General features: G+C 74.3%; 15 protein-coding genes. 8 read left to right on the top strand and 7 right to left on the bottom strand.

The genetic code is table 11. The features are described 5' to 3' along the window. Positions 1-297: 297 nt before the first annotated feature. Entirely contained in the window at positions 298-1,779 is a 1,482-nt protein-coding gene (locus tag ACWDVG_RS12530) for a cytochrome P450 (protein WP_451698854.1), read from the top strand. A gap of 8 nt (positions 1,780-1,787) precedes the next feature. Here ACWDVG_RS12530 and ACWDVG_RS12525 read toward each other — a convergent pair whose 3' ends face one another. Next, a complete protein-coding gene (locus ACWDVG_RS12525; RefSeq protein ID WP_451698852.1) occupies positions 1,788-2,237 on the bottom strand; it encodes an ABA4-like family protein in 450 nt (149 codons plus the stop codon). Next, the gene (locus tag ACWDVG_RS12520) at positions 2,234-3,217 is read right to left on the bottom strand and encodes a hypothetical protein (RefSeq protein WP_451698850.1); all 984 of its coding nucleotides are present in this window, start codon (positions 3,215-3,217) and stop codon (positions 2,234-2,236) included. Before ACWDVG_RS12520 ends, ACWDVG_RS12525 begins: the two co-directional genes overlap by 4 nt. Before the next feature lie 115 nt (positions 3,218-3,332). Here ACWDVG_RS12520 and ACWDVG_RS12515 point away from each other — a divergent pair, with 115 nt between their 5' ends. Then, entirely contained in the window at positions 3,333-3,965 is a 633-nt protein-coding gene (locus ACWDVG_RS12515) for a MerR family transcriptional regulator (RefSeq protein WP_451698848.1), read from the top strand. A gap of 136 nt (positions 3,966-4,101) precedes the next feature. Here the strand turns inward: ACWDVG_RS12515 and ACWDVG_RS12510 are convergent, their stop codons facing one another. Together ACWDVG_RS12510 and ACWDVG_RS12505 are read right to left on the bottom strand one after the other, a co-directional pair. Then, entirely contained in the window at positions 4,102-4,938 is an 837-nt protein-coding gene (locus tag ACWDVG_RS12510) for a siderophore-interacting protein (RefSeq protein WP_451698846.1), read from the bottom strand. Between the two features lie 73 nt (positions 4,939-5,011). Then, the gene (locus tag ACWDVG_RS12505) at positions 5,012-5,917 is read right to left on the bottom strand and encodes a 5'-3' exonuclease (RefSeq protein WP_451698891.1); all 906 of its coding nucleotides are present in this window, start codon (positions 5,915-5,917) and stop codon (positions 5,012-5,014) included. A gap of 406 nt (positions 5,918-6,323) precedes the next feature. Between ACWDVG_RS12505 and ACWDVG_RS12500 the strand changes: the two genes are divergently transcribed. The 4 genes from ACWDVG_RS12500 (at position 6,324) to ACWDVG_RS12485 (ending at position 10,710) form a co-directional block, all read left to right on the top strand. Next, positions 6,324-7,406, top strand: a complete 1,083-nt coding sequence (locus tag ACWDVG_RS12500) for a quaternary amine ABC transporter ATP-binding protein (RefSeq protein ID WP_451698844.1) — start codon at positions 6,324-6,326, stop codon at positions 7,404-7,406. Next, positions 7,399-9,207, top strand: coding sequence for an ABC transporter permease/substrate binding protein (locus tag ACWDVG_RS12495; protein WP_451698842.1), 1,809 nt, complete (start codon positions 7,399-7,401; stop codon positions 9,205-9,207). Before ACWDVG_RS12500 ends, ACWDVG_RS12495 begins: the two co-directional genes overlap by 8 nt. A gap of 176 nt (positions 9,208-9,383) precedes the next feature. Further along, positions 9,384-9,935 carry a helix-turn-helix domain-containing protein gene (locus ACWDVG_RS12490; protein WP_451698840.1) on the top strand — a complete coding sequence of 184 codons (552 nt, stop codon included), beginning with the start codon at positions 9,384-9,386 and terminating at the stop codon, positions 9,933-9,935. A 37-nt stretch (positions 9,936-9,972) separates the two neighbouring features. Next, positions 9,973-10,710, top strand: a complete 738-nt coding sequence (locus ACWDVG_RS12485; protein WP_451698838.1) for a helical backbone metal receptor — start codon at positions 9,973-9,975, stop codon at positions 10,708-10,710. Here the strand turns inward: ACWDVG_RS12485 and ACWDVG_RS12480 are convergent. Beyond that, positions 10,637-11,692: a TDT family transporter gene (locus ACWDVG_RS12480; RefSeq protein WP_451698889.1), complete on the bottom strand. Its 1,056-nt coding sequence runs from the start codon at positions 11,690-11,692 to the stop codon at positions 10,637-10,639. The genes ACWDVG_RS12485 and ACWDVG_RS12480 overlap by 74 nt on opposite strands. Positions 11,693-11,957: 265 nt before the next feature. Between ACWDVG_RS12480 and ACWDVG_RS12475 the strand changes: the two genes are divergently transcribed. Further along, complete coding sequence (locus ACWDVG_RS12475; RefSeq protein WP_451698836.1) at positions 11,958-12,911, top strand: LysR family transcriptional regulator; 954 nt, start codon at positions 11,958-11,960, stop codon at positions 12,909-12,911. Positions 12,912-12,932: 21 nt separating this feature from the next. Here the strand turns inward: ACWDVG_RS12475 and ACWDVG_RS12470 are convergent, their stop codons facing one another. Together ACWDVG_RS12470 and ACWDVG_RS12465 are read right to left on the bottom strand one after the other, a co-directional pair. After that, positions 12,933-14,561: an amidohydrolase gene (locus ACWDVG_RS12470; RefSeq protein WP_451698834.1), complete on the bottom strand. Its 1,629-nt coding sequence runs from the start codon at positions 14,559-14,561 to the stop codon at positions 12,933-12,935. 177 nt (positions 14,562-14,738) lie between these two features. After that, entirely contained in the window at positions 14,739-15,398 is a 660-nt protein-coding gene (locus tag ACWDVG_RS12465; RefSeq protein ID WP_451698832.1) for a TetR/AcrR family transcriptional regulator, read from the bottom strand. A gap of 69 nt (positions 15,399-15,467) precedes the next feature. Here ACWDVG_RS12465 and ACWDVG_RS12460 point away from each other — a divergent pair, with 69 nt between their 5' ends. Continuing rightward, positions 15,468-16,925 (top strand): purine-cytosine permease family protein, encoded by a 1,458-nt coding sequence (locus ACWDVG_RS12460; RefSeq protein ID WP_451698831.1) that lies wholly within the window; start codon positions 15,468-15,470, stop codon positions 16,923-16,925. Positions 16,926-16,997 lie beyond the last annotated feature (72 nt).

Below are 16,997 nucleotides of genomic sequence, written 5' to 3'. Positions count from 1 at the left end.
GGGCCGGCGGGCTGGCGGGCCGGTGGGCTGACGGGCCGGCGGGCCGGCGGGCCGGCGGTTCGAAGGTCCGACGGGCTGACGGCCTGACGGGCTGACCGTCACCGTCAGGCGGGACGGCGAGAGGTTGACGGGCGGGGCCCGTGGCGCGAGGGCGTCACGGGCCCCGTCGGGCTTTCCGCGGGCTGTTCTTCCCGGCGGCGGTTTTCCACAGGTGGTTGTCCACAGGGGTGGCGCGCGGGGCGGCCCTCCGCTTGCATGGACTCACAAGCAGGGCAGGCCTGTTGGGGAGGGACGTACGTGACCACGCAAGCAGGTGCCGACTCCGGGACACACGCGGAGCCGACCGGGACTCAGCCGACGCAGACTCAGCGGACCGGGGCTCAGCCGAGCGGGGGGACGGCTGGCGGGACGGCCGTGACCATCGCCGAGGGGCCCCGTGGAGTGCCCCTCCTCGGCAACCTCCCGGCCTTCGGCAAGGACCCCCTCGGCTTCTTCGAACAGCTGCGGGAGCGCGGCGACTTCGTGCGCTGGCGCTTCGGGCGGGGACCCGCCCTCTTCATCGCCCACCCCGACGCGATCGGGGAGTTGCTGACGGAGGTCGAGCGCACCTTCGACCAGCCCGACCTCGGCATCGCCTTCCGCACCCTCCTCGGCAACGGCGTGGTGGTGGCCAAGGGCGCCGACTGGCGGCGGAAGCGCTCGCTGGTCCAGCCGTCCGTCCGCCCCAAGCAGGTCCGGTCCTACGCGGCGACGATGAGCGAGTGCGCCGTCGGCCTCGCCGACCGGCTGGCCGACGGGCAGCGGATCGACATCAAGCGGGAGATGGCCGCCCTCACCCAGCTCATCGCGGTTCGCACGATCTTCGGCGTCGACACCGCCGCCGACGCGGAGGCCATCGGCAGGGCCATGGACGTCGCGCAGAAGGAGATCGGCGCCGAGTTCAGCGGGATCGGGGCCCTGCTCCCGGACTGGGTGCCCACCCCAGGGCGGGCGCGGATCAAGCGGGCCACCGCCGTCATCGACGCCGAGGTGTCCCGGGTCGTCTCCCGCCATCGCGACGGGGACACCGACCGGCCGGACCTGCTCAGCCGGCTGCTCACCGCGCGGGACGAGACCGGCGCCCGCCTCTCCGACCAGGAGATCCGCGACGAGACGGTCACGCTGTACATCGGGGGCCACGAGACGACCAGTTCGACGCTCGTCTGGGCCTGGTACCTGCTCTCCAGGAACCCGCGGGTGCGGGAGGCGCTCACGGCGGAGTTGGACCGGGTCCTCGCCGACCACGAGCCGGGGTACGACGACTACGCCCACCTGACCTACACCCAGGCCGTGGTCAAGGAGACCCTGCGGCTCTATCCGACGGTCTGGCTCATCACCGGCATCGCGAAGGAGGGAGCCACCCTCGGGGGCGCGCCCGTCCCCGTCGGCACCCGCGTCTGGTCCAGTCAGTGGGCCACCCACCGCGATCCGCGGTGGTTCGGCGACGCCGAGGCGTTCCGCCCCGAGCGGTGGCTCACCGACGAGGACGGCACGCCCGCCGAGGAGATACCCGAGTACGCCTGGTATCCGTTCGGCGGCGGGCCCCGCGTCTGCCTCGGCACCCGCTTCGCCCTCGTCGAGGCGGTCCTCGTCCTCGCGGTCCTCGCCCGCCGCTACGACCTGGACGTCACGACCGACGAGGTCCGGCCGGTGCCGAGCCTCACCCTGCAGCCGGACCGCGAGGTCGTCGCCACGGTCCGGGCCAGGGTCGGCCGGGACGGGGGTCGGGACGGGGCCTGAGCTCCGCGTCACGCCGAGGCGGGAGCCGGTGCGCGGGAGGTGCGGGAGGTGCGGATGGCGCGGAGGAGGAGGAAGAGCGGGAGGCCGAGGGGGGAGAGGAGGATCGTCAGGACGAGCAGCGGGCCCATGAGCAGGGGGGAGAGGTCGAGGCGGCGGGACTCGCGGTAGATCCACTGGCCGAGGAGGAGGTCCCAGGCGAGGATCTGGGCCCAGACGGCGGCGGCGCCGTTCGGGAGGGCGGCGAGCTCCCGGAAGGTGTCGATGTCGGGGCTGCTGACCGCCGTCCAGAGTTCGGGGAAGACCGGGACCGCCAGGACCGCCCAGAGGGCGAGCAGCGGCAGCACGGTCAGCGGCGAGGCGGCGAGGCGCTCGGTGAACGGCAGGCGCGGCGCGAAGATCATCAGCAGCCAGACGGGGGCCGCCAGGAAGAAGGCGAACTCGAAGAGGAAGCCGGTCATGAGACGAACTCCTTGCCGCGGGAGGGGATTCGGGACCCGGTGGAGAGGGAGGGGGAGGGGGAGGGGGAGGGGGTGAGGGCCAGGGTGATGCCCGTCGCGCCGAGCAGCGCCACGGCTCCGGCGGCCGTGAGCGTGACGCCGTCCGGTGCGAGGAGGGCCTGCCCGCGCAGGGCCTGCCAGGTCAGCAGGGCGAACGTCGCCGCGTAGGTGCCGGAGGCGGCGAGGACGAGCCGCAACCTGACCCGTTCGTCGGCGAGGCGGGCGAAGCGGGGGGCGAGGGCGGCCAGGACGACGAGGACGAGCGGGAGCAGCTGGAGCGCGTGCATCCCGAAGAAGTGGGCGATCCGCAGATCGCCGCCGGTGGTGGCCCAGCCGGTGAGGGGCATCGACGGGCCGCCGTCGGGGACGCCGACGCTGTGGGCGCCGACGACGGCCGGATCGTCGGCGGCCAGCTGCTCCGGGGTGGGCCGCACCATCAGGAAGCCCGTGCCGGCGCCCGCCAGGGCGATCAGTGACGAGAGCCGGACGGCCCAGGCGGTGGCCCGGTCGAGGATGCGGGCCCGCAGCAGGAGGACGGCGATGACCAGGGCGGCCGTCCAGAGCACTCCGACGGTCGCCCCCATGGTCCGGAAGACGGCGTTGTCGAAGGGCGTGGCCTGGTTGAAGTGGCTCTGGGTGCCCCGGACCACCTGGAGCGTGATGAGGACCATCTCGGTCACGCCGGTGACGGCGACGACGGTCCCGGCCCACCAGCCGACCCGCCTGCCGCGCGGTGGGGCGGGAAGGAGCGAGAGCATCCAGGCGAGGGAGAGCGCGTAGGCTACGAAAGAGATCGAGAACTTGAACGGCTTGGTCCAGATCGGTACGCCGACCAGCATCCGGTCGTCGACGAGCAGGCCGCCGACCGAGACCAGGGCGAGGACGACCATCGAGGCCGCGAACCAGACCAGGGGCCTGTGCAGCCGGGTGAGCGACACCATGCGGATCCCCTCAGGAGACATAGAAAGTGGCACTTACTGCTACTGATAGTTCCACTATCTATGATGGGTGGGCGGTCGGCAAGGGCCGAAGGGAGACCTGGAAGGTGAAGACGCTGTGCGCATCGGAGAGTTGAGTCGGAGGACCGGGGTGACGGTGCCGACGATCAAGTTCTACGTACGGGAAGGGCTGCTGCCCGCCGGGCAGTTGACGAGCCCGAACCAGGCCACGTACGAGGAGACGCACGTACAGCGGCTCCGGCTGATCCGGGCGCTCCTCGATGTGGGCGGACTGTCGGTGGCGGGCATCCGCGAAGTGATCGCCGCCATCGACGACGAGGAGCGGCCGGTCCACAAGGTGCTGGGCGCCGCGGCGGACCGCGTGGTTCCGCGGTACGAGCGCGAGGGCGGTCCCGACCTCGACGCGGCCAGGGAGAAGGTCGCCGCGCTCATCGCCGCGCGCGGCTGGCGCGCCAACGACCGCAGCCCGGCGGCGGAGGCCCTGGCCGCCGCGCTCGCGGCCCTCGACGAGGTCGGCCACGGTGACTTCACGCAGGTGCTCGACACCTACGCGGACGCGGCGGAGCGGGTGGCGCGGGCGGACCTGGAGTACGTCGCGCACAACGTGGCGCGCGAGGAGCTCGTGGAGAGCGTGGTCGTCGGCACCGTGCTCGGCGACGCGGTGTTCGCGGCCCTGCGGCGCCTGGCCCATGTCGACGCGTCGGACCGGCTGTTCGGCGGTACGACGTAGGGCCCGCGACCGCCCGTGAACGACAACGGGTGGCGACCGAGAGCAAGCGGCGGGGGCCGGGGCATCCCGCGCCCCAGCCCCCGCCCCAGCTACCGTCCCCGCCGCCGCGGTCTTCGCGTCCGGAGGTGCCGGAAGGTCAGTTCTCCTGCTCGCGCTCCACCTGGTCGTTCCACTCGCGCTTGATCGCGCGCCAGGCCTCGTCGGTCTTGCCGAGCCGCCAGTAGCCCGAGATCGACAGGCGCTCGCGCGGCACCTGACGGTCCAGGCGCAGATAGCGGCGGAGTTCCTTCACGCAGCCCGCCTCGCCGTGCACGAACGCGTGGACGTCACCCGGCGGGAAGTCCAGCGCCCGCACGGCCTCGACGAGGGCCTCACCCGTCGGGCGCCCGCCCCGGTGCAGCCAGGTCACCTCCACCCCGTCGGCCGTCGCGAACTTCTGCTCCTCCGCCGCGTCCGAGACCTCCACGAACGCGTGCACCCGCGCGCCGGCGGGCAGCCGCTCCAGGGCCACCGCGATGGCCGGCAGCGCGCTCTCGTCCCCCGCGAGCAGATGCCAGTCCGCCGCGGGGTCCGGGGAGTAACCGCCCCCGGGCCCGAGGAAGCGCACCACGTCGCCGGCCTGCGCCCGCGCCGCCCAGGGGCCCGCGAGCCCCTCGTCGCCGTGGACCACGAAGTCCACGGTCAGCTCCCGGTGGACCGGGTCCCAGGCCCGTACCGTGTAGGTCCGCGTCGTCGGCCACTGCTCACGCGGGAACTCCGCCCGGATCCGCTCCATGTCGAAGGGCTCCGGATAGGCGACGCCCTCCGGGGCGAAGAGCAGCTTCACGTAGTGGTCGGTGTACTCGCCCACCTCGAAGGCGTCGAGCCCCGGGCCGCCCAGGACGAGCCGCACCATGTGCGGAGTGATCCGCTCGGCGCGCACCACGCGGGCTTCGGTGGCCTTCGGTGCCTTGCGGGGAGGCTGCTCTGCCACGACCGACTCTCCTGACTGAGTGAACTTAGGTTTGCCTAAGCTAGCACTTCTGTCCGAAGGGGCCCAGAGGGCCTCAGCCGGCGAGGACCGGAAGCAGCCGCCCCACGGCCCCGCCCAGCCCCCACCGCTTCGCGAGCGCGTCGAGCGCCGCCGGGTCCCGGGGGGCCGAGGGCAGGGCCGCGTCGAACTCCGGCAGCGGCACGTTCCCCGCGACCCGCACCACCGTCGGCGCCACGTCCAGATACGCCGCCGCCTCCACGATCCCGCGCCGCTTCGCCGGCGTCAGCTTCGACGTCCGGTCCTCCGCAGCCGCCCGCACGCCCGCCAGGTCCCCGTACTCGGTGATCAGCTGCGCCGCCGTCTTCTCGCCGATGCCCTTCACGCCCGGCAGGCCGTCGCTGGCGTCGCCCCGCAGCGCCGCGAAGTCCGCGTACTGGTCGGGCCGCACGCCGTACTTCGTACGGATCGACTCGGCGTCCACCAGGTCGCAGTCGCCGACGCCCTTGCGCGGGTACAGCACGCGCACGCCCCGGGCGTCGTCCACGAGCTGGAACAGGTCGCGGTCGCCCGTCACGATGTCCACCGGCCCCCCGGCGCGGCCCGCGAGCGTGCCGATCACGTCGTCCGCCTCGTACCCGGCGGCGCCGATCCGGGCGATGCCGAGGGCCGCGAGCACCTCCTCGATGATCGGTACCTGCGGGGAGAGCGTGTCCGGGATCTCCTCCTCGTCCGGTCCGGTGGCCGTCTCCACGGCGACCCGGTGCGCCTTGTACGAGGGGATCAGGTCGACCCGCCACTGCGGCCGCCAGTCGGCGTCCCAGCAGGCGACGAGGTCGTCCGGCCGGTGGTCCTGCACCAGTCGGCCGATGAAGTCGAGGAGTCCGCGCACGGCGTTGACGGGCGTCCCGTCCGGGGCGCGGACGGAGTCGGGCACGCCGAAGTAGGCGCGGAAGTAGAGGCTGGCGGTGTCGAGGAGCATCAGGCGTCGCGTCACCCCTGCGAGTCTAGGCTCGCGCCGCCCACCGGGCCCCCGCGCCGCCCACCGTGCCTGCGCCGCCCGCCGGGCCCCCGCGCCGCCCACCGCCACCATCGCCTCGCCGCGCCCCCGGACCCCCGTGACCCCCCCCGGACCCCCGTGCCCCCCCACACCCCCTGGACCCCCCCCGGACCCCCGGGACCCCCTCCACCCCCCTCCCGTCGGCCGTGACCCCTGTCACCTTTGCGTTTGCGTGGTCCGGCCCCGGGCAGGCGCGTGCCCGGAGCGGACCCGGTACGGGATTCAACAGAGGATTCCCGCACGTCACGGGCACCGCGGGCCGATCCCGCCCCGCTCCACGGCCCGGCCTCGCGGGGGTGGCGGGCCGTTCTTCATTGCTACCCGTGAGGTGTATGTGTCCAGGCTCCAGGCCGACCACCTGTTCAAGGTGTTCGGCAGACGACCCGACGAAGCCGTCCGCAAGCTCGCGGCCGGCGCCGACCGCGAGGAACTGCGTGCCGAGGGCACGACGGCCGCCGTCGTCGACGCCTCCTTCGTCGTCGACCCCGGTCAGATCTTCGTCGTGATGGGTCTGTCCGGCTCCGGGAAGTCCACCCTCCTCCGTCTGCTGAACGGTCTGCTCGAACCCACCGCGGGCCGCGTCCTCTTCGACGGCCGCGACCTCACCGCGCTCACCCCCCGCGAACTCCGAGCCGTCCGCGCCACGAAGATCAGCATGGTCTTCCAGCACTTCGCGCTCTTCCCGCACCGCACGGTCCTGGAGAACGCCGCCTACGGCCTGGAGGTCCAGGGCGTGCCCCGCGCCGAGCGCGAGACCCGCGCCACCGAGGCCCTCGCCCTCTGCGGCCTGGCCGGCTGGGAGAAGTCCTGGCCCGACGAGCTCTCCGGCGGCATGCAGCAGCGCGTCGGCCTCGCCCGCGCGCTCGCCACCGACGCCGACCTGCTCCTCATGGACGAGTCCTTCAGCGCGCTCGACCCGCTGATCCGCCGCGACATGCAGGACCAGCTGCTCGTCCTGCAGAAGAAGCTGAAGAAAACCATCGTCTTCATCACGCACGACCTCAACGAGGCCATGCGCATCGGCGACCGCATCGCCGTCATGCGCGGCGGCCGGATCGTCCAGCTCGGCACCGCCGAGGACATCCTGGTCCGCCCGGCCGACGACTACGTGGCCTCCTTCATCCAGGACGTCGACCGTTCCCGGGTCCTCACCGCCTCCGCCGTCATGACGGAGCCCGAGACGCCCCTCGCCGAGGACGCCCCGGTCGTCGGCCCCGACACGCTCGTCGCCGACCTGTGCGCGGTCGCCGCGCGCACCCCGCACCCCGTCACCGTCCAGGACGCGGAGGGCGCCGTCCTCGGCGTCGTACCGCAGGACAGGCTGCTCGACGCCCTGGGCGGCCTCACCAAGCCGGGCGGGCCCACGCAACCGGGCGGCCTCACCAAGGAGGAGGTGACCGCCGGTGCCTAGGCTTCCCCTCGGCCAGTGGGTCGACAGCTCCGTCGACTGGCTCCAGGCCCGGCTCTCCTGGCTGTTCGACGCCGTCAGCACCGGCGTCACCGGCCTCTACGACGGCATCGACGCCGTCCTGTCCGCGCCCGCCCCGCTGCTCTTCGCCGGCATCCTCGCCGTCGTCGCCTGGTGGCTGCGCGGCCTCGCCGCCGGAGTCCTCGCCTTCGCCGGATTCGCCCTCGTCGACTCCGTCCAGCTGTGGGACGAGGCCATGGCGACCCTCTCCCTCGTACTGGTCGCCACCCTCGTCACCCTGGTCATCGCCGTCCCGCTCGGCATCTGGGCGGCCCGGTCCAAGACCGTCAGCGCCGTCCTGCGGCCGGTCCTCGACTTCATGCAGACCATGCCGGCGATGGTCTACCTCATCCCCGGCATCATCTTCTTCGGCGTCGGCGTCGTCCCCGGCATCATCGCCACGATCGTCTTCGCGCTCCCGCCGGGCGTCCGCATGACCGAACTCGGCATCCGCCAGGTCGACGGCGAACTCGTCGAGGCGGCCCAGGCGTTCGGCACCACCCCGCGCAACACGCTGCTGCGCGTGCAGTTCCCGCTCGCGCTGCCGACGATCATGGCCGGCGTCAACCAGGTCATCATGCTCGGCCTCTCCATGGTCGTCATCGCCGGCATGGTCGGCGGCGGCGGGCTCGGCGGCGCGGTCTACCGCGCCATCGGCAACGTCGACATCGGCCTCGGCTTCGAGGCGGGCGTCTCCATCGTCGTCCTCGCCATGTACCTGGACCGCATGACCGGCGCCCTCGGCCGCCAGGTCTCCCCGCTGGGCCGCCGCGCCCTCGCCAAGGCCCGCGCCGCGAGCGCCGGCCGGCGCGGCGCGCAGCTGTGGGCCCACCGCCCGCAGCCCGTCACCGCCCTCGTCGGCGTCGTCCTCCTCGCGCTCGTCGCGGGCGGCACCGGCGTCCTCGGCGGCACGGGCGCCACCTCCACCGCGGCCGCCGGGGAGAACAGCGGCCACGGCAAGAAGATCAGCATCGGCTACATCCCGTGGGACGAGGGCATCGCGTCCACCTTCCTCTGGAAGGAGCTCCTGGAGCGCCGCGGCTACGAGGTGGAGACCAAGCAGCTGGAGGCCGGAGCCCTCTACACCGGTCTCGCGGGCGGCCAGCTCGATTTTCAGACCGACGCCTGGCTCCCCGTCACCCACGCCCAGTACTGGGACAGGTACAAGAACGACCTGGAGGACCTCGGCTCCTGGTACGGCCCCACCTCCCTGGAGCTCAGCGTCCCCTCGTACATGAAGGACGTGAAGTCGCTCGCCGACCTCAAGGGGAAGGGCGACCGCTTCAAGGGCAGGATCGTCGGCATCGAGCCCAGCGCCGGAATGATGGGCATCCTCAAGGACAAGGTCCTCAAGGAGTACGGCCTGGAGGGCGAGTACGAGGTCGTCGACGGCTCCACCCCCGGCATGCTGGCGGAGCTCAAGCGCGCGTACGACCGCAAGGAGCCGGTCGTCGTCACCCTCTGGTCCCCGCACTGGGCCTACTCCACCCACGACCTCACCAAGCTCGCCGACCCCAAGGGCGCCTGGGGCAAGGGCGACGGCGTCCACACCCTCGCCCGCAAGGGGTTCACCGCCGAGAACCCCGAGGTCGGCGCCTGGCTGAAGGAGTTCGAGCTGACGGAGAAGCAGCTGACGGACCTCGAGGCCGTCATCCAGAAGACCGGCAAGGGCAAGGAGCAGGAGGCCGTCCGCACCTGGCTGGACGGCAACCCCGGCCTCGCCGAGAAGCTGGCTCCGCAGTAGGAACCGACCCGGGTCCGCGGGTGCGGACGGCCCGGGAAACGACTCCCGTCCGAAAAGGGGTGGTCGCCGAGCGTGCTCGGCGACCACCCCTTTTCGCCACGGCGCGAAACCCCGGCCCAAAGCTGCGTAAGGTTCAGGTAACCGGACGTCCGCACGAGCACGAGGGAGGGAGCCACATGGACGAGAAGGAGTCGCCCCGCGTGGGCGCGGCCGTCAAGAGACGCCGCAGAGCGCTCCAGCTGACGCTGGCCGTCGTCGCGTCCCGCAGCGGTCTCTCGGTGCCCTTCCTCAGCCAGGTCGAGAACGAACGCGCCCGGCCGAGCCGCCGCTCCCTCGACCTGCTCGCCGGAGCCCTGGAGACCACGGCCGGGGAACTCCTCGCCGCCGCGGAGGCCTCCCGCACCGTCGACGTCGTCCGCGCGGACGAGGGCTCACCGGCGCTGCCCGAGGGCGTCCGGCCCGTCGTCCGCGGCCGCCACCAGCTGCACGCCATGGAGTTCACCGGCGAGCACGACCCCGGCCGCGAGTTCCAGCACCGCAACGACGAGCTGCTGTACGTCGCCGACGGCGCCGCCGAGGTCGAGGCGGAGGGCCGGGCCCACCGGCTGGGCCGCGGCGACACCATGTACCTCTCCGGCGGCGTACGGCACCGGTGGCGCGCCACCGAACCGGGCACCCGGCTCCTCGTCGTCGCGATCGCCGACCACGTCGAGGTCGAGGAGACGTGACGCCTGCCCGTCGTCCGGGCCCGGCAGGGGCGGGCGCGTGAGGGTCGTCTCGCTCGTCCCCTCGCTCACGGAGGCGGTCGCCGTCTCCACGCCGCCCGGCACCCTCGTCGGCGTCACCGACTGGTGCACCCACCCCGCCGGCCTCGGCCGCGACCGCGCCACCGCCCCCGCCCGGATCGGCGGCACCAAGAACCCCGACACGGCCGCCGTCGCCGCGCTCCGACCCGACCTCGTGCTCGCCAACGAGGAGGAGAACCGGGCCCCGGACCTCGACGCCCTGCGCGCCGCAGGGCTCGACGTCCTCGTCACCGAGATCCGCACCCTCGACCAGGGCTTCCGCGAGCTGGAGCGGGTCCTCGCCGCCTCCGGTGCCGGGCCGCGCCCCCGCTGGCTCGACGAGGCCGAGGCCGCCTGGGCGGCGGTGCGGCCGCTCGACGGCCCCACCGCCGTCGTACCGATCTGGCGCCGCCCCTGGATGGTCCTCGGCCGGGACACCTTCGCCGGCGACCTCCTCGCCCGGCTCGGCGTCCGCAACGTCTGCGCCGACCACCCCGAGCGCTACCCCCGGCTGCCGCTCGACGTGCTCCGCGCGGCCCGCCCCGACCTCGTCGTCCTGCCCGACGAGCCGTACCGCTTCACGCGCGAGGACGGCCCCGAGGCGTTCCCCGGGACCGCCGCCGCGCTCGTCGACGGGCGGATGCTCACCTGGTACGGGCCGTCACTGGCAGAGGCGCCGGCCGCGCTGTCCCGGGCGCTGCGAGCAGCTCGCCCCTGACGAGCCCGCGCACGGTGTGCGTCCCTGCCACCAGCCAGGCCGCGCACAGGAGGACGTACAGGCCGACGGCCAGCCACCGGAAGGCGTCGAGCCCGGTGTGGCGGGCGAGCCCCTCGGCGCCGGAGACGCAGGTGCCGACGGGGAAGGTGAAGGCCCACCAGGTCATCGCGAAGCCCATGCCCCGGCGCCGGGCCCGCAGCACCATCGCCCCGGCGAGCGCCAGCCACAGCAGCGCGAAGCCCATGACCGGCACGCCGTAGAGCACGGCGAAGGCGGCGAAACCGTGGGCGTACGAGGCGGGCAGCACGCCCGTGGCGGCGTCGGCGAAGACGTTCGCGGCGGTCGTCGACTGGCCCAGGGGGCCGAGGACGAGGAAGAGGGACGGGGTGAGGGCGAGGGGCAGCGGACCGACGGTCACGAGCCGGCCGAAGACCAGCGGCAGGATCAGCAGGGTGGCGAGCAGGCTGAGACCGAACATCGCGTAGCAGGCGAGCAGCAGGGTCTGCCGGGCCTGCCCGGCCGCCAGGTGGGGCACGAGCAGGGGGCCGAGCGCCGCCGAGACCATGGGCGCCACGACGGGCAGCAGCCACACCGGGGTCGCCTCGTCGATCCGGTGGTGCACCACCATCAGGTACGGCACGGCCACCGCGGCCGCCAGGCCGATCACCGTGCCCGCGACGAACAGGACGGTGTCGAGCGCGACCGCCGCGGGCAGCCCGATCCAGGTGCGGCCCACCGTCATCGCACCGCCGCCGACCGCGAGCAGCGCCATCGACAGACAGCCGTAGAAGGGCGCCATCGCCGGATCGAGGAGGTGCGCGCGGGCCTGGTCCCGGTGGCGGGCCCAGTGCGCGGCCCGTGCGGAGACGAGCGCGACCAGCATCGCGAGGGACAGCGCCCAGACGGTGGTGCAGAGGGTGCGGAGCCCGGGGACGTCCAGGGGGAGCGCGGCGCCCGCGGTGGCGACGGCGGCGGTGCCCATTACGGAGGCGTACCAGTTGGGGCCGAGGTGGCGGACCGAGCGCGTGAGCCCGGCCCCGGGCCCTGCGTCGGGGGCCTCGTGAGTGTCGGGGGCGTCGGGGGAGGGGCGGGTCGCGCGCGGGGCGGGGGTTCCCTGGGTGCCGAGGGTGGTGGCGGGGGCGGGGAGGGCCCGACGGGAAGGTGCGATGCTGGCCATGGTTCGACCCTCTCGCGCCGGAATGGGCCCCACCAGGGACGTTGGGGCTATGAGGCCATAAGCTGACTTTATGAGCAGTGAGCCGGGCGCGACGCCGTACCCCCTGTCCCACCGGGTCCCCGACCTCGGCGCGCTCGAACTGCTCCTCGCCGTCGCCCGTCACGGCAGCCTCGGCGCGGCCGCCCGCGAGGTCGGCATCACCCAGCCCGCCGCCAGCAGCCGCATCCGTTCCATGGAGCGCCAGCTCGGCGTCGCCCTCGTGGACCGCTCGCCCCGCGGCTCCCGGCTCACCGACGCGGGCGCGCTCGTCACGGACTGGGCGCGGCGGATCGTGGAGGCCGCGGAGGCCTTCGACGCGGGTGCGCAGGCGCTGCGGGCCCGGCGCGACTCGCGGCTGCGGGTGGCCGCCTCGATGACGATCGCCGAGTACCTGCTGCCCGGCTGGCTGATCGCGCTGCGCGCCGAGCGGCCCGACACGGCGGTCTCCCTCCAGGCGGGGAACTCGGCGGCCGTCGCGGAACGGCTCCTGTCGGGCGAGGCGGACCTCGGCTTCGTTGAGGGCCTCGCCGTCCCGGACGGCCTCGACGGCGCGGTCGTCGCCCACGACCGGCTCGCGGTCGTCACCGCGCCCTCCCACCCCTGGGCCCGCCGCCGCGGCCCGGTGGAACCGGCCGAGCTGGCGGCCACCCCGCTGGTGCTGCGCGAACGCGGCTCGGGCACCCGCCAGGTCCTGGACGCCGCCCTCGCGGCCCACGGCGGCCTCGCCGAACCGCTCCTCGAACTCGCCTCCACGACCGCCGTGAAGGCCGCGGCGGTGAGCGGCGCGGGTCCGGCGGTCCTGAGCGAACTGGCCGTCGCCGAGGAACTCGCCTCCCGCCGACTTGTCGCCGTCCCGGTCGCCGCCGTCGTCCTCCGCCGCGACCTCCGTGCCGTCTGGCCCACCGGCCACCGCCCCACGGGCCCCGCCCGCGACCTGCTGTCCCTGACGCGGGACCGCCCGAGCGGGCTGCGGGACGGCCCCTGAGGCCCGCCGTTCCCGCGGGTCTCAGACCCCGGGGGCCCGGTGCGTCACGCGGCCGTCGACGGCGGTGAGCAGCACCGGCAGCTCCGCCAGGTCCGTCGGGGCGGTGGCCAGGGGGTCGCCAGCGAAGGCCGTGAGGTCGGCGCGGAAGCCGACCGCGAGCCGGCCCGCCTCGTGCTCCTCGCCCGCCGCGTACGCCGGCGCCGTCGTCATGCCCCGCAGCGCCTCCAGCGCCGAGAGCGCCTGCTCAGGTCCGTGCGGCGGCAGGCCGAGGTCGCGGCTGGGGCGGCGGTGGCGGGCGCCCGCCATCACGCCCAGCGGCGGGAACGGCGCGATCGGCCAGTCCGAGCCGAGGACGACCGTCGCCCCGGCGTCCCACAGGTCGCGGCAGCGCCACGCCCGCGAGGCCCGCTCCTCGCCGAGCCGGCGGGACCAGTTGTCGGTGTGGTCGGCCCGCGTGAAGTCGCAGCAGTGCGTCGGCTGCATGGAGGCGACGACCCCCAGCTCCGCGAAGCGGCCCACGGTGTCGTCCGGCACCGTCTCGATGTGCTCGATCCGGTGCCGTACCCCGGCGCCGTCCGCGGCCCGCGCCGTGGCGACGGAATCGAGCACGTGCCGTACCGCCGCGTCCCCGATGGCGTGCGTCGCCGTGGGCACGCCCGCCCGGTGGAGCTCGCCGACGACACGGGTGTACGCCTCGGGGTCCGGCCAGAACGCGTGCGTCGACTCGCCGTGGCAGTCGGGCCGCTCCAGCCACGCGGTGCCGTTGTCGATGGTGCCGTCCATGAACAGCTTCACGCCCGCCACCCGCCACAGCGCGCCGCCCCGGCCCTGGAGGTCGATCAGCTCCCGTACGCCGTCCTCGTCCGTACCGGGCTGGCACCAGGGCGCGACCCGCAGCCGCAGCGGCAGCCGGCCGGCCGCGTCGAGTTCGGCGAAGAGGTCGAGGCTGTCGCCGTTGGCGTCCATGACGTGACCGCCCGTCAGGCCGCTCGCGGCCATCGCGCCGAGCGCGGCCGCCAGCCGTTCGAGCCGCTCGGCGCGGGTGGGCCGCGGGGCGACGCGCTCGACCAGCTCGCAGGCGGCGTCCTCCTGGAGGAGCCCGGTCGGGCGGCCCTCGGCGTCGCAGACCACCTCGGCGGAGGCCTGGTCGAAGGTCCGGGGGCCGTCGACCCCGGCGAGTTCGAGGGCCCGGCGGGAGGCCAGCGCGGAGTGCGCGTCGAAGAGGAGCAGAAAGGCGGGGACCCCGTCCAGGACGGCGTCGAAGGGCTCGGTCCCGACGGGCAGGTCGCCGAAGACGTTCGGGTCCAGGCCCCAGCCGAAGAGCCACTCCCCGCGCCCGAGCGCGCGCACCGCGTCCGCGAGCGACTCCCGTACGTCGGCGAGGTCGGCGCAGCGGGAGAGGTCGAGGCCGTGGGTGAGTTCGGCGCCCGTGACCGGGTGGACGTGGCCGTCGACGAGGCCCGGGGTGACGACGGCCCCGGCCAGGTCGACCACGGTCGTCGCGGGACCGGCCGTCGCGAGGACCTCGCGGTCCTCGCCCAGGGCGGCGATCCGCCCGTCCTCGCCCACGGCGAGCGCACTCGCCGCGAGGAAGGCGCCGGAGCCCGGATCGAGCAGGCGGGCCGAGTGCAGGACGAGGCGCGTGGTCACGTGTGGCTCCTTGCGGGGTGATGCGTACGTACGGTTCGTGGTGCGGGTGGCCGGTGCGGGTGCGAGGCCGCCGGTGGGGGTGCGAGGCCGCCGGTGGGGGTGGGGGGGCGAGGCCGCCGGTGCCGGGCCGCCGGTGCCGGGCCGCCGGTACGGGCCCGGCCCGGCCGCGGGCCGGGCCTACGCCTCCGTCGGCAGCGCCCCCGTCGCGCCCTCCGCGTCGAGGGTGCCGTGGGGGAGGCCCAGGGCCCGCTCCGCCGTCGTCACGGCCAGGCGGGTCACGGAGGCCGGACGGTCGCTGCGGTCGCTGTTGGCGTGGGCGCCGAGGCCGTCGAGGACGACCAGGATCTGGATGGCGGCCGCGCGCGGGTCCTCCGTGCGGAACTCGCCGAGCGCGACGCCCTCGCGGACGAGGGTCTCCAGACGGTCGTCCGAGGCGAGCTCCATCTCCGTGACCCGGTCGCGCAGCACCGGCCGGTAGCGGCTGAGGTGCCGGGCGTTGATCCAGAGGCGGCTGATGTCGTCGTACGCCTCGCCGCCGGAGAGGGCGAAGTAGCGCGCGAGGTACTGCGCCGGGGTGCCGTCGGGCCGGTCGGCGGGCAGCAGGGCGTCGAGCTCTCCCTGGGCGGCGACCGCGAACGCCTCCGCGACCAGGTCCTCGGCCGAGGGGAAGTAGTGGCTGATCAGACCGGGCCGGACGGCGAGTTCGTCGGCGATCCGCCGGAGCGTGACGCACTCCAGCCCCTCCGTCAGGGCGACCCGGGCGGCGGTCTCGACGATCTCCGCCCGACGGGCCTCGGGAGATTTCCGGATTCTCTTGCGCTGAACGCTTGACGGCATACCGGCGATGCTATTGAGTGTGCGACCAATAAGCAACCAGGTGGGCACGACACGCATCCGGAGGGCCGCATGGCTTCCACGCTCCCCGACCCCGGCGCCTCCCGCGCCGAGGCCACCCCGCCGGTCACCGACCGCCCGGGCCGCATCGAGGCCCACGGAATCGACCACATCCCCGACGCCGAACGGCACGGGCACCCCCGCGAGTTGTTCTCCGTCTGGGCCGCGGCCAACGTCAACTACCTCAGCCTGGTCATCGGCGGCGCCCTGGTCCTCATGGGCCTGAGCCTCTGGCAGGCCGTGGCCGTGATCGTCGTGGGCAACCTCTTCTGGGTGCTGACGGGCCTCCTCGCCACCTCGGGACCGGCCGCGGGCGCGCCCAGCGAGGTGATCACCCGCGCCCTCTACGGCGTCCTCGGCAACCGCGTGAACAACGCGATCGGCGGCTGGCTGGTCTCCGTCTGCTACTTCGCGCTCAACCTCGCCGCCGCCGCGACCGCCGCCTTCGCGCTCGTCGAGAAGGCCGGCGTCACCGCCGACACCCCGGTCAAGGTGGCCGTGATCGTGGTGATCGCCGCGCTCACCCTGGCGATCAGCGTCTACGGCCACGCCCTGATCATCATGCTCTACCTGCCGATCACCCTGGCCCTGGCCGGCGCCTTCACCGTCGTCGCCCTCGCGGTCCTCCGTCACGCCGACTTCTCGTACGTCCCCGCCGAGCCGCTCACCGGTGTCGACCTCTGGGCCGTGCTGATCGCGGGCACCACGATGATCGCCTCGGGTCCGCTCTCGTACACGACGAGCGCGGACTTCTCCCGCTATCTGCCGCGCGCGTCCTCGCCGAAGGCGATCGCCGGATGGACGGCCCTCGGCGCCTTCGTCCCCAGCGTCGTCGTCTCCTCGCTGGGCGCGTTCGCCGCGACGGCCGTGGACATGACGGACCCGCAGAGCGCACTCCAGGAGATCCTGCCGGGCTGGTTCGTGCCGGTCTTCCTGCTCGCGCTGGTCCTCGGCACGATCTCCGTCAACGCCCTGACCGCGTACAGCGCGGGCCTCGCCCTCCAGGCCGTCGGCCTGCGCGTCCGACGTACCGTCAGCGTCCTCCTCGACGGGGCCGTCGCCGTCGCCCTCACCCTCTACGGGCTGCTGGTCTCCGGCTTCCTGGACACCGTCAGCAACGCCCTCCAGGTGATCGTCGTCCTGATCGGCCCCCTGACGGCCGTCTACGCCACCGACATCGTGCTCCGCCGGAACCGGTACGACGGGCCCGCGCTCTCGGACGAGAGCCCCGCCGGCCCCTTCTGGTACGCCCACGGCGTCAACCCGGCGGGCGCCCTCGCCCTGACCGCGGGCGTGGCGGCGGCGGCCCTCTGCGTCAACACCCTCTACACGGGCCCGGTCGCCTCGGCCCTCGGCGGCGTGGACCTCTCGCTGCCCGCCGGCATGGCCGTCGCGTCCGTCCTGTACGCGGTGCTCGGCCGCCGCGCGGTCGCGTCCACCGTCGCGGCCACGACGGGCGCGGCCCGCTGAACGGCGGGGCGACCGGACGCCCATCCCGGCCGCCCCGCCGTGCGCCCACGTTCCTCACCGCGCCCCGCCGTC

This window comes from Streptomyces sp. NPDC003327 (assembly GCF_053589515.1).
This window is presented reverse-complemented; position numbering and strand designations above follow the sequence as displayed.